General features: G+C 39.0%; 24 protein-coding genes. All 24 read left to right on the top strand.

The window, feature by feature from the left end; genetic code table 11:
* Positions 1-24 precede the first annotated feature (24 nt).
* The 24 genes from fabG (at position 25) to K8F54_RS12825 (ending at position 18,214) form a co-directional block, all read left to right on the top strand.
* A complete protein-coding gene (fabG, locus tag K8F54_RS12940; RefSeq protein ID WP_290791615.1) occupies positions 25-777 on the top strand; it encodes a 3-oxoacyl-ACP reductase FabG in 753 nt (250 codons plus the stop codon).
* Positions 778-793: 16 nt separating this feature from the next.
* A complete protein-coding gene (locus K8F54_RS12935; protein ID WP_290791613.1) occupies positions 794-2,014 on the top strand; it encodes a beta-ketoacyl-[acyl-carrier-protein] synthase family protein in 1,221 nt (406 codons plus the stop codon).
* A gap of 2 nt (positions 2,015-2,016) precedes the next feature.
* The gene (locus tag K8F54_RS12930; RefSeq protein WP_290791611.1) at positions 2,017-2,259 is read left to right on the top strand and encodes a phosphopantetheine-binding protein; all 243 of its coding nucleotides are present in this window, start codon (positions 2,017-2,019) and stop codon (positions 2,257-2,259) included.
* Between the two features lie 19 nt (positions 2,260-2,278).
* Positions 2,279-3,166, top strand: a complete 888-nt coding sequence (locus K8F54_RS12925; protein ID WP_290791609.1) for a lipid A biosynthesis acyltransferase — start codon at positions 2,279-2,281, stop codon at positions 3,164-3,166.
* Positions 3,163-4,089, top strand: coding sequence for a dialkylrecorsinol condensing enzyme DarA (locus K8F54_RS12920; protein ID WP_290791607.1), 927 nt, complete (start codon positions 3,163-3,165; stop codon positions 4,087-4,089). Before K8F54_RS12925 ends, K8F54_RS12920 begins: the two co-directional genes overlap by 4 nt.
* Positions 4,089-5,222, top strand: a complete 1,134-nt coding sequence (locus tag K8F54_RS12915) for a beta-ketoacyl-ACP synthase III (protein ID WP_290791605.1) — start codon at positions 4,089-4,091, stop codon at positions 5,220-5,222. The genes K8F54_RS12920 and K8F54_RS12915 overlap by 1 nt, the downstream gene beginning before the upstream one ends.
* Complete coding sequence (locus K8F54_RS12910; protein ID WP_290791603.1) at positions 5,223-5,663, top strand: hypothetical protein; 441 nt, start codon at positions 5,223-5,225, stop codon at positions 5,661-5,663.
* Positions 5,660-6,118 (top strand): ABC transporter permease, encoded by a 459-nt coding sequence (locus K8F54_RS12905; RefSeq protein ID WP_290791601.1) that lies wholly within the window; start codon positions 5,660-5,662, stop codon positions 6,116-6,118. The genes K8F54_RS12910 and K8F54_RS12905 overlap by 4 nt, the downstream gene beginning before the upstream one ends.
* Entirely contained in the window at positions 6,118-6,519 is a 402-nt protein-coding gene (locus tag K8F54_RS12900; RefSeq protein WP_290791599.1) for a hypothetical protein, read from the top strand. Before K8F54_RS12905 ends, K8F54_RS12900 begins: the two co-directional genes overlap by 1 nt.
* 3 nt (positions 6,520-6,522) lie before the next feature.
* Positions 6,523-7,524, top strand: a complete 1,002-nt coding sequence (locus K8F54_RS12895; RefSeq protein WP_290791597.1) for a BtrH N-terminal domain-containing protein — start codon at positions 6,523-6,525, stop codon at positions 7,522-7,524.
* 48 nt (positions 7,525-7,572) lie between these two features.
* A complete protein-coding gene (locus K8F54_RS12890; protein WP_290791595.1) occupies positions 7,573-8,316 on the top strand; it encodes an ABC transporter ATP-binding protein in 744 nt (247 codons plus the stop codon).
* A complete protein-coding gene (locus tag K8F54_RS12885) occupies positions 8,309-9,577 on the top strand; it encodes an ABC transporter permease (RefSeq protein WP_290791593.1) in 1,269 nt (422 codons plus the stop codon). Before K8F54_RS12890 ends, K8F54_RS12885 begins: the two co-directional genes overlap by 8 nt.
* The gene (locus tag K8F54_RS12880; RefSeq protein ID WP_290791591.1) at positions 9,555-10,007 is read left to right on the top strand and encodes a thioesterase family protein; all 453 of its coding nucleotides are present in this window, start codon (positions 9,555-9,557) and stop codon (positions 10,005-10,007) included. The genes K8F54_RS12885 and K8F54_RS12880 overlap by 23 nt, the downstream gene beginning before the upstream one ends.
* Positions 10,000-11,148, top strand: a complete 1,149-nt coding sequence (locus K8F54_RS12875) for a beta-ketoacyl synthase N-terminal-like domain-containing protein (protein ID WP_290791589.1) — start codon at positions 10,000-10,002, stop codon at positions 11,146-11,148. Before K8F54_RS12880 ends, K8F54_RS12875 begins: the two co-directional genes overlap by 8 nt.
* A complete protein-coding gene (locus K8F54_RS12870; protein ID WP_290791587.1) occupies positions 11,149-12,210 on the top strand; it encodes a methyltransferase in 1,062 nt (353 codons plus the stop codon).
* A gap of 6 nt (positions 12,211-12,216) precedes the next feature.
* Positions 12,217-12,834 (top strand): 3-oxoacyl-ACP synthase, encoded by a 618-nt coding sequence (locus K8F54_RS12865; RefSeq protein WP_290791663.1) that lies wholly within the window; start codon positions 12,217-12,219, stop codon positions 12,832-12,834.
* Positions 12,831-13,088: a phosphopantetheine-binding protein gene (locus tag K8F54_RS12860; protein ID WP_290791585.1), complete on the top strand. Its 258-nt coding sequence runs from the start codon at positions 12,831-12,833 to the stop codon at positions 13,086-13,088. Before K8F54_RS12865 ends, K8F54_RS12860 begins: the two co-directional genes overlap by 4 nt.
* A gap of 6 nt (positions 13,089-13,094) precedes the next feature.
* Complete coding sequence (locus K8F54_RS12855; RefSeq protein WP_290791583.1) at positions 13,095-14,297, top strand: beta-ketoacyl-[acyl-carrier-protein] synthase family protein; 1,203 nt, start codon at positions 13,095-13,097, stop codon at positions 14,295-14,297.
* Positions 14,297-15,361 carry a beta-ketoacyl synthase N-terminal-like domain-containing protein gene (locus K8F54_RS12850; RefSeq protein ID WP_290791581.1) on the top strand — a complete coding sequence of 355 codons (1,065 nt, stop codon included), beginning with the start codon at positions 14,297-14,299 and terminating at the stop codon, positions 15,359-15,361. The genes K8F54_RS12855 and K8F54_RS12850 overlap by 1 nt, the downstream gene beginning before the upstream one ends.
* Positions 15,355-16,131, top strand: a complete 777-nt coding sequence (locus K8F54_RS12845) for a polysaccharide deacetylase family protein (RefSeq protein WP_290791579.1) — start codon at positions 15,355-15,357, stop codon at positions 16,129-16,131. Before K8F54_RS12850 ends, K8F54_RS12845 begins: the two co-directional genes overlap by 7 nt.
* Positions 16,132-16,192: 61 nt before the next feature.
* Positions 16,193-16,753 (top strand): outer membrane lipoprotein carrier protein LolA, encoded by a 561-nt coding sequence (locus K8F54_RS12840; protein WP_290791577.1) that lies wholly within the window; start codon positions 16,193-16,195, stop codon positions 16,751-16,753.
* Positions 16,734-17,357, top strand: a complete 624-nt coding sequence (locus tag K8F54_RS12835) for a hypothetical protein (protein WP_290791575.1) — start codon at positions 16,734-16,736, stop codon at positions 17,355-17,357. Before K8F54_RS12840 ends, K8F54_RS12835 begins: the two co-directional genes overlap by 20 nt.
* Positions 17,358-17,726, top strand: coding sequence for a 3-hydroxyacyl-ACP dehydratase (locus tag K8F54_RS12830; RefSeq protein WP_290791573.1), 369 nt, complete (start codon positions 17,358-17,360; stop codon positions 17,724-17,726).
* Positions 17,726-18,214, top strand: a complete 489-nt coding sequence (locus K8F54_RS12825; protein WP_290791571.1) for a hypothetical protein — start codon at positions 17,726-17,728, stop codon at positions 18,212-18,214. The genes K8F54_RS12830 and K8F54_RS12825 overlap by 1 nt, the downstream gene beginning before the upstream one ends.
* Positions 18,215-18,333: the final 119 nt, after the last annotated feature.

The raw sequence follows: 18,333 nt of genomic DNA, 5'->3' as shown, positions 1-18,333 counted from the left end.
CCGAGCGTCGTACACAAATAAATAATGGAAGAGAAAAAAGCAGCAATAAAATACGCGCTGGTAACAGGAGGTTCGAGAGGAATCGGGAGGGCTGTATGTGTTCAACTAGCCAAAGATACGTCCTATCATATCTTGATAAATTACAATAGCAATAAAGAAGCGGCACTCGAAACTTTAAGAGAGGTCCAATCGGTTGGTGGTTCGGGTGAAATTATTCAATTTGATGTCGTGGATGCCGAATTGGTGAAAAAACAATTGGATGCTTGGCACGAAAATCACAAGGAGGCAGTTGTCGAAGTGATTGTAAACAATGCAGGAATTACAAAGGATGGCTTGTTTATGTGGATGAAACCGGAAGACTGGAGTGATGTTATAAATACCAGTCTCAACGGATTCTTCAATGTTACTAACCCATTAATTCAAAAATTATTGGTGAATCGCTACGGAAGGATCATCAATATGGTGTCGGTTTCAGGATTGAAAGGGACGGCCGGTCAGACTAATTATTCGGCGGCAAAAGGAGGCCTTATCGCTGCAACCAAGGCTTTGGCTCAGGAAGTGGCCAAAAGGAATATTACTGTTAACGCAGTGGCCCCGGGTTTTATAAGAACCGATATGACAGATGCCCTAGATGAGAAAGAATTAAAGAAAATGATCCCCGCAAACCGATTTGGAGAAGCCCAAGAAGTCGCTCATATTGTTTCGTTTTTGGCTTCGGAAAAATCGTCATATATTACAGGTGAAGTAATTAATATAAATGGAGGAATTTACTCTTAAAATCTAGTTGTGAACGATGAGGCGAGTTGTAATTACGGGAATGGGAATTTATTCTTGTATAGGAAAAAATCTTTCAGAAGTAAAAGAATCTCTATATAATGGCGTATCCGGAATTGTTTATGACGAAAGCCGGAAGGAATTTGGCTATCGATCTCCATTAACGGGAATGGTGGACGCTCCCGACCTTAAACATCTTCTTTCAAGACGGGAACGGATTAGTATGGGCGAAGAGGCAAATTTCGCCTATGTTTCTACCCTCGAAGCCCTTGAAAACGCAAAAATTGATCAAGCTTACTTGGATTCAAACGAAGTGGGAATTCTCTTCGGAAATGACAGCACGGCCAAATCGGTCATTGAATCTGTCGATAAAATACGCGAAAAAAAAGACACCACTTTGGTAGGTTCTGGAGCGATATTCAAAGCGATGAATTCATCGGTCACTATGAATTTATCTACCATTTTTAGACTTACCGGAATTAATTTCACCATCAGTGCGGCCTGTGCCAGTGGCTCCCACGCTATTGGAATGGCATATCAACTAATAAAAAGCGGTCTTCAGGATTGCATTATTTGTGGAGGTGCTCAGGAAATTAATGAACTTGCGATGGGCAGCTTCGACGGTTTGGGTGTTTTCTCGATGAATTTTAACGATCCTTCCAAAGCCTCTCGCCCCTTCGATAAGGACAGAGATGGATTGGTACCCAGTGGTGGTGCTGCAACGCTCATTGTCGAGAGTTATGAGTCTGCTGTAAAACGAGGAGCTCCCATTTTGGGAGAGATCATTGGATACGGATTTTCATCGAACGGAGAGCATATATCTACCCCAAATGTTGAGGGACCATCACGAGCAATGAAAAATGCATTGCAACAGGCTAATCTTACACCAAGTGAAATAGACTATGTGAATGCGCATGCCACTTCAACCCCTGTTGGAGATGCAAATGAAGCCAAAGCAATTTTTGAAGTTTTTGGTGAAAATGGGCCTTGTGTGAGCTCAACGAAATCTATGACAGGCCACGAATGTTGGATGGCGGGAGCAAGTGAAGTGATCTATTCGATGCTTATGATGGAACACTCCTTTGTGGCCCCAAATATTAATTTAGAACAACCCGATGAGGAGGCAGCGAAATTAAACCTTGTCGGTAAAATGTTAAATAAAAAAATTGATGTATTTTTGTCCAATTCTTTTGGATTTGGAGGAACAAATTCAGCATTAATTATAAAAAAAGTGTCTTAGAAATGACGAAACAGCTAATAGTAGAGAAGATAAACTATTTCCTTGTAGATGAGTTTGAGGTTGAAGAAGAAGAGATTGCTCCTCAAGCGAATTTAAAAGAAACCTTAGAATTGGATAGTTTAGATTTTGTAGATTTGGTGGTAGCAATTGAAGCTAATTTTGGCGTTAAATTGGTTGGAGAAGATTTCCTAAAGATTATAACACTTCAGGATTTTTATGACCTTATCGAAAGAAAAATAAGCTGAAAATTACCAATATTTACACATGTCGGATGAATGGAAAGGAAAGTCGAGAGGTACAGTTTTAGGATATAAGATTTTCATTTTCTTTATTCGAAATTTAGGGGTTCGTGCAGCCTATGGACTACTTTTCTTTGTGGCCTTGTATTTTTGCTTCTTTGCAGGGAAAAGCACGAAATATATCTATTTTTATTTCCGAAGAAGACTTCATTATTCCAGAATAAAAAGCGTCCTTTCTGTTTTCAAAAGTTATTTTGTTTTTGGTCAGACGATTATCGACAAATCGGCAATTGCTTCAGGCCTTAAAGATCAGTTCACCTATGAATTTGACGGTGTAGAGAATATTATAGATCTATTGGATAAAGGAACAGGGGGTATTTTAATTAGTGCTCATGTTGGTAATTTCGAACTTGCCGAGTATTTTTTTGAAGAAATAGATACGCGTTCGCAGATCAACCTGGTCACTACAGATGCCGAACACGAAAATATAAAAGAGTATTTGGAAAGTGTGACAAAAAAATCCAATATAAAATTTATTCTTGTTGGAGATGATTTATCCCATATTTTTGAAATTAACGCTGCCCTAAGCAAGGGGGAGCTCGTTTGTTTTACAGGAGATCGATTTTTTGAAGGGACCAAATATATTTCTGAAATGCTTTTGGGAGAAATGGCAAGATTTCCGGCCGGCCCCTTTGTATTGGCATCTCGATTAAAGGTTCCTGTACTTTTTGTATATGTCATGAAAGAATCTACCAAACATTATCATTTATATGCCCGAAGAGCAGAAGTTGCATACGGAGATGCAGAAGGGCTGGTTAAAAAATATACCGATAATGTAGCCTGGATGTTGTCTAAATACCCCTTGCAATGGTTTAATTATTTTAATTTCTGGAATGAAAAATCTGCGAAATGAAAGAAGTTTTAGTAGTTTATTATTCACAAACAGGACAGTTATACGATATTTTAAAAAATATCACTCTGGGTATGGCCGACCCTGATATTACTTTTACCTACCATAAAATTGAACCCAAGCAGGCCTATAAATTTCCATGGAAAAAGGAAGAATTTTTTGATGTTTTTCCTGAATCCTTCCTTCAAATTCCGTCCGAAATAGAAGATCCCAAACCCGAAATTCTCGAGAAGAAATACGATTTGGTAATTTTAGGGTATCAGGTTTGGTTCCTCACACCATCAATTCCGATAAATTCGTTTTTAAAATCGGATGCGGCCAAAAAAATACTTGATAAAACACCGGTAATCACAGTTATTGGTGCAAGAAATATGTGGGTTCAAGCGCAAGAGAAACTAAAAAAAGCACTGTACGCTTGTGGTGCAAAATTAGTGGGCAATATAGCCTTAGTGGATCGGCATATGAATCATATTAGTGTTATTACGATCACTCACTGGATGTTTGGAGGTAAAAAAGATCGAATGTGGGGGATTTTTCCAAAACCCGGAGTTTCGGAAAGAGACATTAATGGGGCGTTTAAGTTTGGTTCACCCATTAAAGAAAGTCTCTTGTCTACGAACTTTTCAAACCTTCAGAAAGATTTACTAGAATTGGATGCGGTACGTATAAAACCGTTTCTTGTTCTGGCAGATAAAAGAGCAAATATTTTGTTTTCTAAATGGGCAAATATTATTATTAAAAAAGGGGGTCCAAGTAATCCAAAAAGGAAGAAATGGCTCGTTTTTTTTAATTATTATTTGTTACTTGCAATTTGGGGTTTAGCACCTATAGTATTTATTGTATTTTTGCTCACTTATCCAATTATGGCCAATAAAATTAAAAGGGAGAATTTGTATTTTTCAAGTGTAGTTACAAAGAAGGATTAATGAAAGACGTATACATTACAAGGATATCAAAATTTTTACCCAACGAGCCTGTTGACAATGATCATATGGAGGAGAAATTGGGTGTGATCAATGGGAAGACCTCTAAGGCCCGCCGTATTGTATTGCGCAACAATAAAATAACGACTCGATATTACGCTATTGGCAAAAATGGTGAAACAACACATAACAATGCCCAATTGGCTAAAGAGGCTGTAGAGCGACTTTGTGATGCTACCTTTACGAAAGACCAAATTCAATTACTCTCCTGTGGCACTTCAACTCCCGACCAGATACTACCATCACATGCATCCATGGTACACGGTTTCTTAAAAAACGGAAATGTAGAGATTAATTCGCCTTCCGGAGCTTGTTGTAGCGGGATGAACGCCCTAAAATATGCCTTCCTGGCCGTAAAAGCAGGACAGGTGGATAATGCGGTATGTACCGGATCGGAACGAGTTTCTACCTGGATGAAGTCCAATTTGTACGAAAATGAAGTTGAACATTTAAAGGAACTGGAAGACCATCCTATTTTATCTTTTAATAAAGACTTTTTACGATGGATGTTGTCAGACGGGGCCGGTGCTTTCCTTTTACAAAACAGTCCGAAGGGAGATTTATCGCTTAAAATTGAATGGATTGAAGGATTTTCGTATGCGCATGAAATGGAAACATGTATGTACGCAGGTGGAGACAAGCTGCAGGATGGAAATTTAAAACCATGGAGCGAGTATTCACCGGAAATGTGGACACAAAAATCGATTTTTGCAATTAAACAGGACACTCGTTTATTAGGTGAAAATATCCTTATAAAAGGCGTTGACAGTTTAAAAATGGCAATCGATAAACACAGTGTTAAACATACCGATATCGACTACTATCTTCCTCATATTTCGTCCTATTATTTTAAGGAAGGGCTTTATAATGAAATGAAGAATCGCAATATTGAAATCCCCTGGGAGAATTGGTTTATGAACTTGAGCAAAGTTGGAAATGTAGGAGCGGCCTCTATTTATATAATGCTCGAAGAATTATCGCGTTCGGGTAAGCTTAAAAAAGGAGATAAGATATTATTATCTGTCCCCGAAAGTGCCCGTTTCTCATACTCCTATGCGTATTTAACTGTTTGTTAAATGAATTTATTGGACAAGAAAATTACCGATAAAAGTTTTGTTCAAAACTTGATTCCTCAAAAAGCGCCTTTTATTATGGTCGATAAGCTGCTTTTTTTTTCTGAAAATAAGGTAGTTTCTGGCCTAACTATTTCTAAAGAGAATATTTTTTCGAGTGACAATATATTTGCAGCACCGGGCTTGATAGAACATATGGCACAAACGGTGGCGCTCCACACCGGCTACCGGTATTTTTTGATGAACAAGCCAGCTCCAACCGGATATATTGGCGCCATAAAGAAGGTTGAAATTATTGAACTGCCCTTGGTCTCTCAAGAATTGACAACTTCGGTCATCATTCTGCATGACATTATGGGTGTAACGCTTGTTCAAATTGAAACAACATGTTCCGGAAAGATTATAGCAACCAGTGAAATGAAAACCGTATTAGCACATACGTGAAGTTTAGTAGAGAAGATCATATAGAGTTTAAGAATTTTCTGCCGCACAGAGACCCGATGTTATTGGTGAGCAAGCTGGTGAGCATAGATGCTAATTCGGTACATTCCCAATTTAAAATCACACCGGATTGCGTGTTTGTGAAAGAAGGAAAGCTTTCAGAAACAGGTCTTATTGAAAATGCAGCACAAACCTGTTCGTCAATCGTAGGTCAGAGTTATTTTGATAAAGACGATTTGGATGGAAAGGGAAATAAACTTGTGGGCTATATTAGTGCCATCAAAAAAGTTGAAATATTTTGTCTTCCGAAGGAAGGAGAAATAATTGCTACAAAAGCAGTATTAATCTCCCGATTTGACACTGGGTCGGTAACCATCTGCAGTATTGAGTGCTCTACTTTTAATAATGATGAATTAATTGTAGCTTGTACCTTAAACTTTCTAATTCACGAGGCCTGATGAAAAAAAATGAAGTTCCACAGGATAAGAGCAATCTGGCATCGGTCAACCTGAGAGAGCTGTGCTATGCGGTGGATGAAAATGGTGAATATATTACCGAACACACTACCGGATGGGATCCTAAAACCATTGCATTGAACAACGCGCTTGATGAAATTAATGAACGTATCGCAAGAGCCAAACAACGAGTAACAGACAATAAAACGAGTCCGATAGAGTACTATATGGAATTGCATAAAATGGACCTGTCTGTATTGTCGAGCTATGTTGGATTCTGGAAATGGAGAGTAAAAAGACATTTTAATCCTTCGGTATTTAAAAAATTAAGTTTGAAGACATTAAAAAAATATGCCGATGTATTTGAAATTTCAGTCGAAGAATTGCAACATATCGAATCCTAATTCATGGAAATAGATTTTACCCACCATCAAGCTGCCCATTGTGAAAATGGTGTAGTTTCTAATCTTATGAAACATAACGGCTTTGTCGTTAGTGAACCCATGGTGTTCGGTATCGGATCCGGATTACTGTATTGTTATATCCCCTTTCTGATGGTAAATCATGGGCCAGCAATCACCTACAGAGCCATGCCGGGATTTATCTTTAACCGCTTTGCGAAAAGGGTTGGTGTAAAATTTAAAAGAGAAAAATTTAAAAACCCAAGTATCGCTAAGGAACGATTAGATGCCAACCTAGCCATGAACAATCCTGTTGGGCTGCAAGTTGGAGTATATAATTTAACGTATTTTCCCGATGAATACCGCTTTCACTTTAATGCCCATAATCTTGTGGTCTATGGAAAGGAAGGCAACACCTATCTTATAAGTGATCCGGTAATGGAGGGAGTTACTTCCTTAACCGATAAAGAACTTGAGAAAGTGCGATTTGCGAAAGGAGCGTTTGCTCCCAAGGGGCATATGTATTACCCGGTAGCATTTCCCAAAGAACTTCAATTAGAAAAGGCCATTGTTAAGGGGATAAAACATACCTGTCGCGATATGCTCGCGCCGGTCCCTTATGTTGGAGTTAAAGGCGTGCGAACTATTGCCAAACTCATTAGAAAGTGGCCCAAAAAGAAAGGGACTAAGGTCGCCAATCATTATTTGGGGCAAATCGTTAGAATGCAGGAAGAAATTGGGACCGGAGGTGGAGGTTTTAGATATATTTATGCGGCCTTTTTGCAGGAAGCGGGCAAATTATTGCAAAATGAAAAGTTATTGGAACTTTCTACCGAAATGACACAAATAGGCGATCTTTGGAGAGATTTTGCGGTCGATGCATCCAGGATTTACCGAAACCGTAGCGCCAATGTGGAAATTGATGTCTATGATGCGGTTGCCACTCAGTTGGAAGCTATCGCCGACTTGGAAGCGATTTTCTTTAAAAAACTAAAAAAGGCCGTATAGTCAGCACTAAATTAAGTTGCTTTTCTAAAAAATTGAAGCTACCGAAATATGATTAAAATCCATCAACTATCCAAAAAGTATAAAGGAGCCGATTATTTTTCGGTAATGGATTTAGACCTGCATGTTAAGGAACAAGAAATATTTGGCCTGTTAGGGCCCAATGGAGCCGGGAAAACTACATTAATTTCTATGCTGTGCTCCTTGATTAAACCAACTTCAGGGAGTTTTTCGATTAACGGACGTACGTTTAAGGAAAACAAGAACGAGCTCAAACAACTTATTGGAATTGTACCACAGGAATATTCGTTGTACCCTACATTGACGGCTTATGAAAACCTTGCTTATTTCGGGAGCATGTACGGCCTAAAGGGCAGTGAATTAAAAAATTCAATTGACGAGCATCTCGAAATTCTGGGATTAACGCGTTTTGCACATAAAAAAATCGATTCGTTTTCGGGCGGAATGAAAAGAAGAGTGAATCTAATAGCAAGTATATTACACCAACCCAAAGTGTTGTTTTTGGATGAGCCAACGGTAGGGGTAGATGTGCAATCCAAAAATGTAATTATCGATCACCTTAAGCAATTAAATGCAGAAGGAACTACCATGATTTATACGTCTCATCATTTAAATGAAGCTGAAAATTTCTGTAGTCGGGTGGCAATTATTGATGAAGGGAAAATAATCAGTAAGGGCATCCCAAGCGATCTTATTGCCAAACAGGCCAACGCGCACAATTTGGAAGATGTATTTATAGCAATCACAGGAAAAGCACTTCGGGACCATGCATAAATTAATAGCCTCTGCATATAAGGAAACCTTGTTACTTTCAAGAGATCTTGGCGGACTAGCCATCCTATTTGTAATGCCGCTTGTATTGGTGATTACTATTACTCTTATTCAGGACAGCAGCTTTAAAACCATCAACGATACCAAGATTCCGGTGCTAGTGGTTGATCTTGACAAAGGGAGTGTGTCTCAGAGTATTTTTGAGGGGTTATCGACTTCTAATTCCTTAGAAATTATAACAAAGGCTTCGGAGGAAGAGGCAAAAAGGGCAGTATTTAATGGCGAATATCAACTCGCGATCGTAATTCCCGAAAACCTATCAGCAGTACTTCAGAAAAAAGTGAACTACAATGTAGAAGGAATTTTGGCAAAATTCGGACTGGAAGAAGATAGTCTTCAAATCGCCGAAAGCGTCCCTAAACGCATGGAAATCATACTCTATTTTGATCCGGCAACACAACAAAGTTTTAAAAGCTCGGTAAAAAATGGAATCGACAGAATGATTTCACAAATAGAAACCCAATCTATTTACAAGGCGTTTCAGGAACAATTGAGCGAGGATGAAGAAGAGGCTATTTTCGAAACGGAGCGTTTTATCTCGTATAAAGAAATGGTCCCAACGAAGGATAGTAAGGATATAATACCGAATTCGGCTCAACACAATGTACCGGCCTGGGCGCTATTTGCCATCTTTTTTATCATAGTCCCGCTCTCTATAAATATGGTCAAGGAAAAAACCCAAGGTACCTTTGTGCGCTTGAGAACAAATCCGGTACACTATGCTACTGTGTTGGGTGGAAAAACGGTGGTGTATCTAACCGTATGCCTCATTCAATTTTCCCTGATGTTAATTATAGGCGTATATCTTTTCCCCGCAATTGGCTTACCTACATTAGATGTGGCAGGGCGACTCCCACTTTTATTTACGGTGGCTGCATTTGCAGGCTTGGCTGCAATTGGTCTGGGTTTGTTGCTAGGTACCGTAGCAAAAACACAGGAACAATCGGCTCCGTTTGGGGCCACATTTGTGGTAATTTTAGCCGCTTTAGGGGGTGTTTGGGTTCCGGTTTTTGTAATGCCGAAGTTTATGCAACTGGTGTCAAATTTATCACCGATGAATTGGGGCTTAAACGGATTCTATGATGTATTTTTAAGAAATTCGAATTTGAAGGAGATTCTCCCTGAAATTGGACTTCTATTCATGTTTTTTATCATCACAACAGTTATTTCAATTGTTTATAATGAAAAGAAAAATGCGATATAATAGCAACAGAGAAATTAATTATACCTATGAAATTAGGGTGCGATTTGTAGAGACCGACCCTTTGGGAATTGTATGGCACGGAAATTATATTCAGTATTTTGAAGATGGAAGAGAGGCTTTTGGCAGACATCACGGGATCTCCTATCTGGATCAAAAAGAGAATGGATTTGCCTCACCTATTGTAAAGTCGACTAGCGAACATAAATTACCGCTTCGTTATGGCGATGTGGCAACTATAAAAACCATTTACGTAGATTCCCCCGCTGCCAAAATGATTTTCAGATATGAAATTTTTAATCCAGAAGGAGAATTGGTATGTACCGGAGAAACAATACAGGTGTTTATTTCTTTGGACTCAGGCGAATTATCATTAACGATTCCACCATTTTTTAAGGCTTGGAAAGAGAAAGAAGGATTGTTAAGTGAATAGCGTCTATGTATCATATAACAATATAGTTTCTTCCTTAGGATTCGACAGCCCTACAGTGGTTAAAAACGTAGCGGATGGGGTGAGTGGTATTTCTCGCATAGCTGATAAGAATATTTCACCCCAGGCGTTTTACGCCTCCACAATTCCAACCGAAACCTTATCGGGAGCTTTTGAATCTCTAAATACCAATGGGTCTTTTACGCGCTTGGAACAAATGATGTTGGTGTCACTTGAGAAGGTAATCAAGGCATCGGGTTTGGCATTGGATGAACGAGTGGGGCTAATTATTTCCACTACAAAGGGAAATATTGATGCCTTAGAAACCAATAATCCTTTCCCTAAAAAGCGGGCGTATTTAAGTGAATTGGGTACCCTAATCAAGAATTTTTTCGGATTTAAAACCGAAGCCATAGTGCTTTCGAATGCCTGCGTTTCGGGAATTTTGGCCGTTGGAGTTGCGAAGCGTTTTATTAATCAAGGGAAATTCGATCACGTCTTTATTGTAAGTGGAGACCTTGTAACCGAGTTTATTGTTTCGGGATTCAATTCGTTTCAGGCCTTAAGCAATAAACCTTGTAAACCCTACTGCAAGTACAGAGATGGAATTAATATTGGAGAGGTAGCGGCCAGTGTTTTGGTTACTTCAGAAAAAAACAATTTAGCGGCGGAAGCGGTTCAGATACTAGGGGATGCTTCTTGCAATGATGCAAACCATATTTCGGGTCCGTCACGAACCGGAGAAGGATTGTACAGAAGTGTGATTTCGGCCTTGGATGAAGCTGGTGTGAGACCCAATGAAATTGATTATATTTCGGCGCACGGAACGGCGACCCCTTTCAATGATGAAATGGAGGCAATTGCTTTTAATAGGTTGGGGCTTTCCGAAGTGCCACTCAATAGTTTGAAAGGTTATTTTGGTCATACGCTGGGTGCTTCTGGATTGTTGGAAACCATAGTAGGGATGCATTCCCTTCAGCAAAACAAATTGTTTTCATCACTAGGCTTTGAGGAACTGGGCGTATCGCAACCTCTAAATATTATAACCGGGACGAGGGCACAAGAATTAAATGTATTTTTAAAAACCGCCTCGGGGTTTGGGGGATGCAATACAGCAATAATTTTTCAGAAAATTAAGAGATAAATGTCAAAAAAAGCAATGAGAGCAATCGAAGCATTGGAAGAAGCACAAAAAATTGCTTTTGCACCCTTCGTTTTTCAAGCCACAGTTTCACTTCGCAAACTAGGAATCTTTGATTTTATATTCGATAAAAGAGATGAAGGAGGAGCAACCATCGAGGAAATTTCGGAGGGATTATCACTTAGTGCGTATGGCATTGGAGTCCTTTTAGAAATTGCCGAGAGTTCCAATTTAGTTGACAAAAGCGAGGAGGGAAAATACGAACTTACAAAAGTTGGCTATTTCTTGAATTACAACACCACAGCCAATGCCAATATTAATTTTACAAATGATGTTTGTTATAAGGGTTTGTTTCATTTAAGCGATTCAATTGTTAAAGGTAAACCCGAAGGATTAAAAGAACTGGGTAACTGGAAAACGATCTACGAAGGCCTGTCACAGCTTTCCCCCGAAGCACAAAAAGCATGGTTCGATTTTGACCATCACTACTCGGATAATATTTTTGAGGAAGCGTTACAACTGGTCTTTCAATCCAAACCAAAAGTGCTTTTTGACATTGGCGGGAATACTGGAAAGTTTGCCATTCAGTGTTGTAAATTCAATCAAGAGATTTTAGTGAAAATTGTCGATTTGCCGGGCCAACTAAATAAGGCTTTGGCCAATGCTAAGAGCAATGGTTTTGAAGATCGTGTTTCAGGACAGGAAATAGATTGGCTTTCGGAAAGCCCTAAAATTCCGAAGGGCGCTGACCAAATTTGGATGTGTCAATTTTTGGATTGTTTTTCTGAAGAAGAGATCGTAAAGGTATTGCGAACCTGCGTTGCTTCAATGGATGCCTCGACCGAATTGCGTATTACCGAAACCTTTACCGATAGGCAGAAGTTTGACAATGCAAAGTTTATTCTAGAAGCAACCTCACTTTATTTCACTGTGCTGGCAAACGGAAACAGTAAGATGTATAGTTCAAGAGTGATGATGCGATTAATAGACGAGGCCGGCCTCCGGATTGAAGAAGATATAGCCTTGGGAGAGTACCACACCATGTTAGTGTGTAAAAAGAAGTAAGTTTTGCTGAAGACCAATAAATTTATACAATCCTATTCACACATAAGGAATAATACCGTTTCCAAGAATGGAACCCTATTATTTGAGAATGCTTCGGAAGCATTTCCCGATTTTATCAAAGCGGCATACAACGCATTGGATACCGGGTATCCTAAATTCTTTAAAATGGATAACCTCAGCAAATTGGCCTTTTTGGCCGCCGATGTGCTGCTGAAAGAGATACCTTCAGCAACAAACAAAGAACAGAATATAGCCATTGTACTTTCCAACCGAGCATCAAGCCTTGATACCGACCGGAAACACCAGGCGTCTATTGCAAATAAAGAGGATTACTTTCCCAGTCCCGCCGTTTTTGTGTATACCTTACCCAATATTTGTATTGGTGAGATTAGTATAAAACATAGGCTGTTTTCCGAAAATAGTTTTTTTATCTTTGACCGCTTTAGTGCCGAACATTTAGCCGACTATACCAATGGTCTTTTTTTAAATAATAAAGCTGAAAAAGTTATAGGTGGCTGGGTGGATTTTGATACCGATACTTATGAAGCTTTTTTATATTTGGTGAGTGATAAGGGAAGTATTCCGCATAACAAAAAAGAAATAAACAGATTATACAGATTATGAGCGATTTAAAACAAGAACTGAAGGCGAAAATTATTGAACAATTAAATTTGGAAGATATTTCGGTCGATACCATCGCCGATGATGATTCCCTCTTTGGAGATGGTTTGGGTCTTGACTCTATCGATGCATTAGAACTAATTGTAATGCTTGATAAGGACTACGGAATTAAATTATTGGATCCCAAGGAAGGGAGAAAGATTTTTGAATCAATTGAGGTGATGGCAAATTATATTGCCGAGCATCGTACAAAATAAATTTTCTTGGGCAAAGGAGTAGCAATTACCGGAATGGGAATTATTTCGGCCATAGGAAACACCGTGGCAGAAAATTATCTTGCCCTTATTGGTGAAAAAAAAGGAATTTCCAGAATAGCTTGGATAGACACCATTCACAAAAATGAGATCATGGTGGGTGAGATTAATTTTTCAAACGCCGAACTGGAATCCCAACTCGCTCTCGACTCCAATAACAACTATTCACGAACTGCCTTACTTGGAGCAATTGCCGCTAAACAGGCAATTGCAGCTGCTCAAATAACAAATATTGATACATACAAAACGGGCCTGATTTCGGCCACAAGTGTTGGAGGTATGGATATGACCGAACGGTATTTTTACGAATATCTCGAGGAAAAAAGCCTTCAGAAATATATTGATGGACATCATGCAGGCGATTCTTCCCAGAAAATTGCCGAACAACTAGGAATTAATCATTCGCTGGTCACTACTATAAGTACCGCCTGTTCATCGGCGGCGAATGCCATAATGTTTGGAGCGCGTCTAATTAAAGCAGGTAAGTTGGATCGGGTTGTAGTGGGAGGTTCCGATTGCTTGTCGAAGTTTACCATAAACGGCTTTAAAACCTTAATGATACTTTCAGATACCTATAACACGCCATTCGATGAAAATCGAAAGGGCTTAAATTTAGGCGAGGCAGCAGCTTTTCTTGTATTGGAAAGTGATGCGGTTGTTAAGGCCGAAAACAAAAAAGTCCTGGCCTATGTAAAAGGATATGGAAATGCTAACGATGCCTATCATCAAACGGCCTCATCCGAAAATGGAGACGGTGCTACCTTGGCGATGGAAAAGGCTTTAAAAGTGGCAGGTCTTAATCCTAAAGACATCGATTATGTAAATGCCCACGGAACTGCAACAGGTAATAACGACCTTTCTGAGGGAAAGGCATTGATACGTGTATTTGGAGAGAATCTTCCCGAGTTTAGCTCCACAAAAGCCTATACAGGCCACACGCTTGCAGCGGCAGGAGCCATTGAAGCAGTATATTCCATATTGGCCTTGCAGCATAGTGTGATTTATCCAAACCTCAATTTTAAAACCCAGATGAAGGAGTTTGAAATCACACCTCAAACCACACTTAAAGAAAAAACATTGAGCGCTGTATTGTCGAATTCATTAGGATTTGGAGGCAATTGCTCTACCTTAATTTTTACAAAAGAACCCTAATGAAGCGAGTTTTTATACAAAGCGTGGGTTCAGTCTCCTGCCAAAAAACCTTTGATAACAGCCAATTTTTGGATGAAATTGAGATCTATGAAGCCAATGTGGTCCCGGCCATCGACCCTGCTTATAAAGACTATATTCCACCTGCTGCGGCTCGGAGAATGGCAAAAGGAATTAAGATGGGTATTGTTGCATCCAAAATTGCATTGAGCGATGCGGGTCTAGATTCGGTGGATGCAATTATCACTGGTACTGGGATGGGTTGTTTAGTGGAATCAGAAAAATTTGTCAGTGCTATTATCGACAACAAGGAGGAGTATTTAACGCCAACTTCTTTTATTCAATCTACACACAATACGGTAGGTGGACAAATTGCACTCGATCTGGAATGTAAAGGATATAATTTTACCTATGTGCATTCGAGTATTTCGTTCGAATCGGCCTTACTGGATGCCCAGTTACAATTGGCTATGGAAGAAGCCGAAACTATTTTGGTAGGTGGTGTGGATGAGTTAGGAGCACATACGGTGAAGATTCATAAATTAGTGCATCATATTAAAGCCGAAATGGTGTCGTCGGCACGATTACTTGAATCGAATACCGAAGGTGCAGTCTTTGGTGAAGGTGCAAACTTTTTTGTTCTTTCAAATCAGAAGAAAGAAGGAGCCTACGCCGAACTTTTGGCGGTTGATATTTTGAATACGCTCGATAAGGAAGATCTTTCACAATCGATGGAACGCTTTTTAGCCACTGCGGAGCTAAAGGTGGAGGATATCGATTTGTTGGTCATGGGGAATAACGGAGATGTTGTTTTTGATACCTATTATCGCGAGTTAAGCGATGGTTTGTTTTCAAAAATCCCACAAGCGTACTACAAACATCTAAGCGGGGAATTCAATACCGCATCTTCATTTGGTGTTTGGTTAGCGTCCAAAATATTGAAGTTTCAGCAAATTCCCGAGGACACAAAACTGAATTCAATAACATCTTCAAAATTGAATAGAATTTTGCTGTACAACCAATACAGAGGTCAGAACCACAGTTTCGTACTTTTGCAAAAATGCTAAAGTTTAATACCATAAACAAAATTACGCTGGGTGTAGCGGTGCTGCTGCTTTTCATCAATTTTTTGATTGCGTTCGATTGGATTTATTACGTTATTTTAGGGCTTAGTTGGCTTTTGATCACTGCGATGGGATCTGCATTTATAGGTTGGAATTACCATCTACCGTCTCTGAATAAAAATAAACACATGACCGAGAATTGGGTGTCCATTACTTTCGATGACGGCCCAAACCCTCAATTTACACCTGCTGTTTTATCCCTTCTGAAAAAGCATGAGGCAAAAGCTACTTTTTTCTGTGTAGGCAAAAATTTGGAATCCCATCCGGAGATTGTTCAGCAAATACTATCTGAAGGGCATACTATTGGTAATCATACCTATTCACATGCTTATGCCTTTGGGTTTTTTTCTTCGGAAAAAGTTGTTCAAGAATTGGAGCAGACCAATAAAGTTGTGAAAGATACTTTGGGACTAGCACTGAAACTGTACCGCCCTGCCTTCGGAATAACGAATCCAAACATAAAAAAAGCGCTCAAAGTGACCGGCCTAACGTCTATTGGATGGAGTAAAAGATCTTTTGATACCACCATGCTTTCAGAAGCAATCATTTTTAAGAGAATCACTCGCAACCTGCAAAAAGGGGATATTATCTTACTTCACGACAGCAGTAAAAAAACAATCGCCGTATTGGAACAGTTATTGCTATTTTTGCAGACAAACCATTTGAAATCGGTCACTGTAGATCAATTGCTCAATATTGAACCCTATGCATAAGTCATTTCTTATCCTACTATGCTTGATTTTCCCAGTCACCTTATTGGCTCAGGAAACCCCTATGAATCAAGCAGAAATTGCCGCTTTTAAGAGTATGGTAGAAGCTACATCGAAGGCTACGTCGACCATTAAAAGTGATTTCGTGCAGTACAAGCATTTGGATTTTTTGGACAATGATATTGAGACCTCCGGTAAATTGGCATTTAAGGCCCCCGGATGGGTTAAATGGGAATATACAACACCCTATCAGTACAGTGTTATTTTTAAAGACGACCAAATGTTGATTAATGATGGGGGAACTAAGAGTTCGGTAGATATTGGGAGCAGTAAACTTTTTAAAAAGCTGAACGAACTCATTGTAAACAGTGTAAAGGGCACCTTATTCAAGGATGAAGATTTTAAAATCTCCTACCTAAAAACCACAAATATGAATAAGGCCATCTTTAAGCCATATGACAAGAAAATTGCGAACTATATTGCTTCCTTTGAGCTGGTGTTTGATAGGGATGACGGAGGCGTAATCGAAGTTAAAATGATAGAGCCTTCGGGCGATTTCACTAAGATTATTTTTAAAAACAGGACGCTAAATAGCAGCTTAAGCGATGCGGTTTTTACTAATTAGTTTTCTTTCAATCGCGACCCTGTCTTCCTGTGCTTTAAAAACCACCGAAGGATTGAGAATTGCACCTCTTACCACAACCGCAATTGTGAATCCGTATTTTGCAAACGAAGCGACCGATTATGTTTATAAGGCGAAAATTGAGGTATACGGCAGGTACTTTGGAGGGATCTTAATTGTAAAAAAACTATCGAAAAATATACATCGTGTGGTGTTTACCACCGAGTTTGGAAGTAAGGTATTTGATTTTCTCTATGAAGGTGATACCTTTACCCTAAATTTTATTGTTGAAGATTTAAATAAGAAAATATTGGTCAATACGCTTCGGCAAGATTTTAAATTATTAATTTCTGAAAATAGTAAAGTGAGTGAGCAATTTGTTTCAGACAGTCATTCGGTTTACAAATCGGAAGGTGGGAAAAGAGATGCCTATTATTTTTTTAACAGTGTCGAAAACAGACTCGAGCGCATAATAAATGCTTCAAAAAGGAAAGAGAAGTTTGAGATTGTATTTTATTCCGAAGCAAAGGAAATAGCCCAACAGATTACCATACAGCATCATAATATAAAACTGTTCATTGATTTGGACTATATCAAAAATGACTAAATGCTAATAGAAGAATTGTATAGTGTGATTGCCCTAGAGCAATCTGCAGAAGGCGTAAAGGCCACAGTGCGATTAAATAAGGACCATGATATTTTTAAGGGTCATTTTCCGGGAAATCCTATCATGCCGGGAGTTTGTATGATTCAAATCATCAAAGAACTCACCGAAGAGGCTATAGATAAGAAGCTATTCCTATCGGTTTCTTCCAACATTAAATTTATGACCATTATAAACCCGGACGTGAATCCTGTTTTGAATCTCGACTTGCTAATAAGTGAAGATGGCGATGAGGTAAAGGTTAAAAACATCACTTCGTTCAACGATACCGAAGCATTGAAATTAAGTGCCACCTTTAAAATAGTTGACTAATGAAATTGGCGGTTTCCATATTGTTCATCTGTTTCTGCACTGCATTTTTGCCCGAATTAAGCGAATTAAGAACGGCTTATATTAAAGCTTCGGAAAATAAGGAAGCGACCGCCTTGCTTTTTAAAGAATTGGCCGAAGTAAAAAAGACCGATGATAAAGTACTGGTCGCGTACAAGGGCGCCGTTTTAACATTAATGGCAAAGTACACCAAAGGCAAACAGGAGAAAAAAAGCTATTTTAAAGAAGGTGCTGCCATGCTTAATTTTGCAGCCAATGCAAATCCGAATAATATCGAAATTCGGGTATTGCGAATGAGCGTTCAAGAAAATACGCCAAAATTTTTAAAGTTTCAACAAAACTTGGCCGAAGACAAACAGTTTATAATCGATCATTTTGGCACCACTTCTTCAAACGAAGTGAAGGTGTTTGTTCGGTCATTTATTCAGCAATCCAATTCCTTTACTTCCGAAGAAAAAGATCTGTTTTAATAGGCCGAATTCCCAACTAATTTTCTATATTCATTAGTGTTTAAAGTTTGATACTTCGTAATTGAATGTCTATTTTTACTCGCTATTCAACAACGTACACCTCTTGTGTAATTGTAAAA

The sequence above is a fragment of the Altibacter sp. genome (assembly GCF_019913785.1).
GTDB lineage: Bacteria > Bacteroidota > Bacteroidia > Flavobacteriales > Flavobacteriaceae > Altibacter.
This window is presented reverse-complemented; position numbering and strand designations above follow the sequence as displayed.

Bases quoted from the DNA above. Each gene is read 5' to 3' on its own strand.
- fabG (WP_290791615.1), top strand. From the start codon at position 25: ATGGAAGAGAAAAAAGCAGCAATAAAATACGCGCTGGTAACAGGAGGT.
- K8F54_RS12935 (WP_290791613.1), top strand. From the start codon at position 794: ATGAGGCGAGTTGTAATTACGGGAATGGGAATTTATTCTTGTATAGGA.
- K8F54_RS12930 (WP_290791611.1), top strand. From the start codon at position 2,017: ATGACGAAACAGCTAATAGTAGAGAAGATAAACTATTTCCTTGTAGAT.
- K8F54_RS12925 (WP_290791609.1), top strand. From the start codon at position 2,279: ATGTCGGATGAATGGAAAGGAAAGTCGAGAGGTACAGTTTTAGGATAT.
- K8F54_RS12920 (WP_290791607.1), top strand. From the start codon at position 3,163: ATGAAAGAAGTTTTAGTAGTTTATTATTCACAAACAGGACAGTTATAC.
- K8F54_RS12915 (WP_290791605.1), top strand. From the start codon at position 4,089: ATGAAAGACGTATACATTACAAGGATATCAAAATTTTTACCCAACGAG.
- K8F54_RS12910 (WP_290791603.1), top strand. From the start codon at position 5,223: ATGAATTTATTGGACAAGAAAATTACCGATAAAAGTTTTGTTCAAAAC.
- K8F54_RS12900 (WP_290791599.1), top strand. From the start codon at position 6,118: ATGAAAAAAAATGAAGTTCCACAGGATAAGAGCAATCTGGCATCGGTC.
- K8F54_RS12895 (WP_290791597.1), top strand. From the start codon at position 6,523: ATGGAAATAGATTTTACCCACCATCAAGCTGCCCATTGTGAAAATGGT.
- K8F54_RS12890 (WP_290791595.1), top strand. From the start codon at position 7,573: ATGATTAAAATCCATCAACTATCCAAAAAGTATAAAGGAGCCGATTAT.
- K8F54_RS12885 (WP_290791593.1), top strand. From the start codon at position 8,309: ATGCATAAATTAATAGCCTCTGCATATAAGGAAACCTTGTTACTTTCA.
- K8F54_RS12880 (WP_290791591.1), top strand. From the start codon at position 9,555: ATGAAAAGAAAAATGCGATATAATAGCAACAGAGAAATTAATTATACC.
- K8F54_RS12870 (WP_290791587.1), top strand. From the start codon at position 11,149: ATGTCAAAAAAAGCAATGAGAGCAATCGAAGCATTGGAAGAAGCACAA.
- K8F54_RS12860 (WP_290791585.1), top strand. From the start codon at position 12,831: ATGAGCGATTTAAAACAAGAACTGAAGGCGAAAATTATTGAACAATTA.
- K8F54_RS12850 (WP_290791581.1), top strand. From the start codon at position 14,297: ATGAAGCGAGTTTTTATACAAAGCGTGGGTTCAGTCTCCTGCCAAAAA.
- K8F54_RS12845 (WP_290791579.1), top strand. From the start codon at position 15,355: ATGCTAAAGTTTAATACCATAAACAAAATTACGCTGGGTGTAGCGGTG.
- K8F54_RS12840 (WP_290791577.1), top strand. From the start codon at position 16,193: ATGAATCAAGCAGAAATTGCCGCTTTTAAGAGTATGGTAGAAGCTACA.
- K8F54_RS12835 (WP_290791575.1), top strand. From the start codon at position 16,734: ATGCGGTTTTTACTAATTAGTTTTCTTTCAATCGCGACCCTGTCTTCC.
- K8F54_RS12830 (WP_290791573.1), top strand. From the start codon at position 17,358: ATGCTAATAGAAGAATTGTATAGTGTGATTGCCCTAGAGCAATCTGCA.
- K8F54_RS12825 (WP_290791571.1), top strand. From the start codon at position 17,726: ATGAAATTGGCGGTTTCCATATTGTTCATCTGTTTCTGCACTGCATTT.